This is a genomic window from uncultured Holdemanella sp. (assembly GCF_958348295.1).
Classification (GTDB): domain Bacteria; phylum Bacillota_I; class Bacilli_A; order Erysipelotrichales; family Erysipelotrichaceae; genus Holdemanella.
The window spans coordinates 1-3,979 of the sequence record NZ_CATVYQ010000086.1 but is presented as its reverse complement, the minus strand read 5'-3'; the positions used below and the strand labels follow the sequence as shown (position 1 = coordinate 3,979).

The window sequence follows — 3,979 nt, the reverse complement described above, 5'->3', positions numbered from 1 at the left end:
TAGAGTTTCCGATTTTGTTTATTTAAGCCATTTTATTTTTCATGCGTAACTACTGATCAACTTCTTTATGAATCCATGTCATTAATACTTTAACGATATAGGCCTTTTGTCTAGGGCCTAGTGGCTGATTAGGTTTGATCTTATGCCATTTGTATAGGCATTGTCTGCAACAACAGCCAGTAGCATGTTGGGCAATGAATACAGGATGTCCTTTGAATGGTGTTTGTTTACCATCGTTGGGTATATAGGCTGGAGCTAATCGTTTTTCAACAAAGTCGATGGCATGTTTTTCAATGGTATCCATTCCTTTGGCTTGAATATACTCCTTATCTTTTTGTTTCAGATGAAAACTACTCCTAAATTTGGAGTGGGATAGACGATTAAAAAGTTGTTCAAACCATTCGGATTCTGTCATAGTTTCTCCTTATATATAATAAAAAAAACCAGCTAAGCTGGTTTTATAATCAAGTGGCGCCTGAAACAAGACTCGAACTTGTGACCTGCCGGTTAACAGCCGGATGCTCTACCGACTGAGCTATTCAGGCATTTGTTTTTCACTTGATTGCCTAAATATAATACCAAAAGATTTAGAGTTATGCAAGCATTTTTTTTATTTTTTTAGACAAATTTTAATTTAGAAATAAAAAAACCAGCAATGCTGGTTTCATAATCAAGTGGCGCCTGAAACAAGACTCGAACTTGTGACCTGCCGGTTAACAGCCGGATGCTCTACCGACTGAGCTATTCAGGCATTTGTGTTTCACTTGATGCCTGTATATAATACCAAAAGATGTTGTATTATGCAAGTACTTTTTGTAAAATTATAATATATTATTATCTAGACGGGGGAATGGATTATGTTAGATGCGATTGTAATGGATATGGATGGAACTTTATTGGATCCAAATAATAAGATTTTGCTAGAAACAAAAGAAGCTTTAATTGCTTGTCAAAAGCAGGGGACAAAGCTTGTGCTTGCTAGCGGTAGAAGTTATACAAGATTGCTTCCTTATGCTAAAGAGTTAGAGATGGATGTATATGGTGGCTACTTATTAGAGGTTGATGGTATTGCGTATTATGATGTAAAGAAAGATGAGCGCCATGTTTTAAAACAGATGTATAAGGAAGATGTTGAGCCTGTATATGCGTATTTGATGCATAAAAATTGTGAAACGATGGCTGTATTTAGTGATGGTCTATTTGATTATATTCCTGATCATATTATGGAAAAGAAAAAAGAATTGAGAAATTCAAAGGATTATCCAGAAGATTTTCCTTGGACGGGTGGTCCTTGGTCTTGGCTTGCGGATATGCGTGATGGTTATCCTAAGATTACGTATATTAAGGATCTTAGTGAAATCAAGTATCCTGTAAATAAGATTCAAACTATTGAGGATGAAGAGGTAACTACTCAATTGGCTTTGGATATTCAAAATGAATTTAAAGATCAATATGAAGTGTTCCGTACTTGTCCTAGAGAATTGGAAATCTTGCCTAAGGGATATAGTAAGGGAGCTACTTTAGTTCGTATGATGGATATGTTTGGTTGGGATAAAGATAAAGTTTTCACGTTTGGAGATGGTGAAAATGATGTGAGTATGTTTGGTGTTGTAACACATAGTTTTGCGATGGGTCAGGCTTTGGATTATGTAAAAGAAAAAGCAGCTCATGTGACCAAGTCCAATGTGGAACAGGGAATTGTAGCTGCTTTAAAGGATTTTAATATTTTGTGATATAGCTAACAACAAGCTTCATTGTGCTTTCTACACCATCATAGTGTGTTCTTTCCATTCCGTGGCTTGCATGAACACCAGGGCCAATCAAGGCTCCTTTGATGTCGTTACCACCGCGTAATGCGGCACTGACATCTGAACCATATTGTGGGTAGATATCAACGGCATAATTAAGCTTGTTTTCTTTTGATAGTTCGACTAGACGAGTAATCATTTCGTAGTCGTATGGTCCGCTTGAATCTTTAGCACAGATTGAAACATCTTGTTCTGTACAAGCTAAATCTGTACCAATACATCCCATATCAACGGCTAACAATTCTTCGACTTCTTCTGGTAAACAACTTGCTCCGTGTCCAACTTCTTCATATGTACTGAACATAATGACTAAGTCTCTTTGAGGTGTAATGTTGTTGTCTTTTAAGTATTTTAGTACGCCCATTAAAGCTGTAGCTGAAATCTTATCGTCTAAGAATCTAGATTTAATGAATCCACTTTCTGTGATTTGTGTTTTTGTATCAATACAAATGAAGTCTCCGTTGCAGATACCTAATTTTTCTACATCTGCTTTTGAATGCACAACTTCGTCGATGCGAACTTCCATTGTATCTTCTTTTCTTTCTAATGTTGAAGCATCTGGATATACGTGAACGCTTGGTGAACAAGAAAGAATTGTTCCTGTATATACCTTTCCATCGCGAGTATAGATCTTACAATATTCTCCGTCTAATGTTGGTAAGCATGGGCCTCCAACTTTAGTAATGGCAAGTTTTCCATTGTCTTTAATGGAACGAACCATAAGTCCTAATGTATCTAGGTGAGCACTCAATCCTAAAGTGTGTTCAGAATCTTTTCCGTCTACATAGATCAATAAGTTTCCTTTTTGGTTACGTCCTGTTGTATAGCCTAATTTTTTGGCTTCTTCATCCATGAAATCAATGGCTCTTTTTGTGTATCCTGTTGGTGAATCAATGTTCAAAATTTGTTTGGCAATGTCACAAACATATTCTTTATCAAATGGTTGCATATTTTAAAACTCCTCCTGTATGTATTATACGCTTTTATACAAATTCAAAACAATGTATTCATCTTTTTTTTGAATTTTGTGATATTGTACAAGAAAAGGAGGCTAATTGTATGGAATTAAACGTAAGAGAAGAAAAGTTGAAGGATTTATTTAAACAGTTTCAAGTGGAACACAATGAGAATTGTAAGACTGTATTTATCGATAATAATGATGAAGATTTAGACAACTATTTAAATGAATCGAATATGGTATATTTACATATGGTGGATAAAGAAGTAAGAGATCTTGATTTAAGTAAAGTAAATACAATATTTGCGAATAAAGAATATGCGAGTAAATTAGAAAATGGGATTCAAGATGAACAAAGAATTCTAGAACTACTATTAAATAAATATCCCAATCTTAGAGTTGTATTAATTACAGATAAAAAGGGTGCTTATTATAAAGATAAGGACATGATGATTTACCAGAAAGAATTGGTCTCTAATTTTGATAAAGATTTGTTCTTAGTTAAATATATGGTTTCAGAATTAAAGGGTAATTCAGAAATTACATCTCTATATCGAGGCGTGAATCAGTAAAGACTACTAGATATGTTAGAGTGCCTAAGACAAAAACTTGAATTCGCGTACGTCTTTGGAATTAAAAGACTTTGGAGGTAGATTAATCCATGAAAACCACCCTACATATCTAGTAGTCATTTCCATTATAAAGGTCCAATGTGAAAAGAATATTAAAAGTCAAAAGTTTTTCAAAATATTTTAAAATACATGTGTAAATCGGTAAGTTGATATTTATTTCTATTCTCGTTATAATACAAATACAGAAAAGACTACTAGATATGGTGGTCACTCTGGACTAGGTAGAAGCGCTAATCCCGTTGTGAGTGGGTGGTTAGCGCTTTTTGTTTTCTTCATGAATAATAATGATGACTCGTATGAGTTGTAAAATAGCTATTAAGACAATAGTTATATCAATATTAACTTGAATTTGCATACGCCTATTCCTCCATCCTGGGGATCGAAAGTCTCAAGGATTTATCCAGAGGAAACCACCTGCCATATCTAGTAGCAATATCTATTCTAAAGGTCCAATGTGAAAAAGACATTAAATCTCAAAACTTTTTAAAAAAACTTAAAATTAACCTATGATGATGTCGAATAATGTCTTTTGCGATGTAAAGGTAAAATATAACTTACGCGCATAAAATTTGCTTTATATA

General features: G+C 34.2%; 4 protein-coding genes and 2 tRNA genes. 2 read left to right on the top strand and 4 right to left on the bottom strand.

All coding sequences use genetic code 11. The features are described 5' to 3' along the window. Positions 1–49: 49 nt before the first annotated feature. The 3 genes from Q3907_RS10545 to Q3907_RS10535 all read right to left on the bottom strand — a co-directional run bounded on the left by Q3907_RS10545 (position 50) and on the right by Q3907_RS10535 (position 751). Entirely contained in the window at positions 50–415 is a 366-nt protein-coding gene (locus tag Q3907_RS10545; RefSeq protein WP_301898239.1) for a DUF4186 domain-containing protein, read from the bottom strand. Positions 416–469: 54 nt separating this feature from the next. Beyond that, positions 470–545 (bottom strand) — tRNA-Asn (locus Q3907_RS10540). 130 nt (positions 546–675) lie between these two features. Next, positions 676–751: transfer RNA gene (locus Q3907_RS10535), tRNA-Asn, on the bottom strand. A gap of 106 nt (positions 752–857) precedes the next feature. Here Q3907_RS10535 and Q3907_RS10530 point away from each other — a divergent pair. Then, on the top strand, positions 858–1,733 hold the full coding sequence (locus tag Q3907_RS10530; RefSeq protein ID WP_301898238.1) for a Cof-type HAD-IIB family hydrolase: 876 nt from the start codon (positions 858–860) through the stop codon (positions 1,731–1,733). Here Q3907_RS10530 and Q3907_RS10525 read toward each other — a convergent pair. Further along, positions 1,720–2,757 carry a M42 family metallopeptidase gene (locus Q3907_RS10525; RefSeq protein ID WP_227993559.1) on the bottom strand — a complete coding sequence of 346 codons (1,038 nt, stop codon included), beginning with the start codon at positions 2,755–2,757 and terminating at the stop codon, positions 1,720–1,722. The two genes, Q3907_RS10530 and Q3907_RS10525, sit on opposite strands and share 14 nt — an antisense overlap. A gap of 110 nt (positions 2,758–2,867) precedes the next feature. Here Q3907_RS10525 and Q3907_RS10520 point away from each other — a divergent pair, with 110 nt between their 5' ends. Continuing rightward, positions 2,868–3,338: a hypothetical protein gene (locus tag Q3907_RS10520; RefSeq protein ID WP_301898237.1), complete on the top strand. Its 471-nt coding sequence runs from the start codon at positions 2,868–2,870 to the stop codon at positions 3,336–3,338. Positions 3,339–3,979 lie beyond the last annotated feature (641 nt).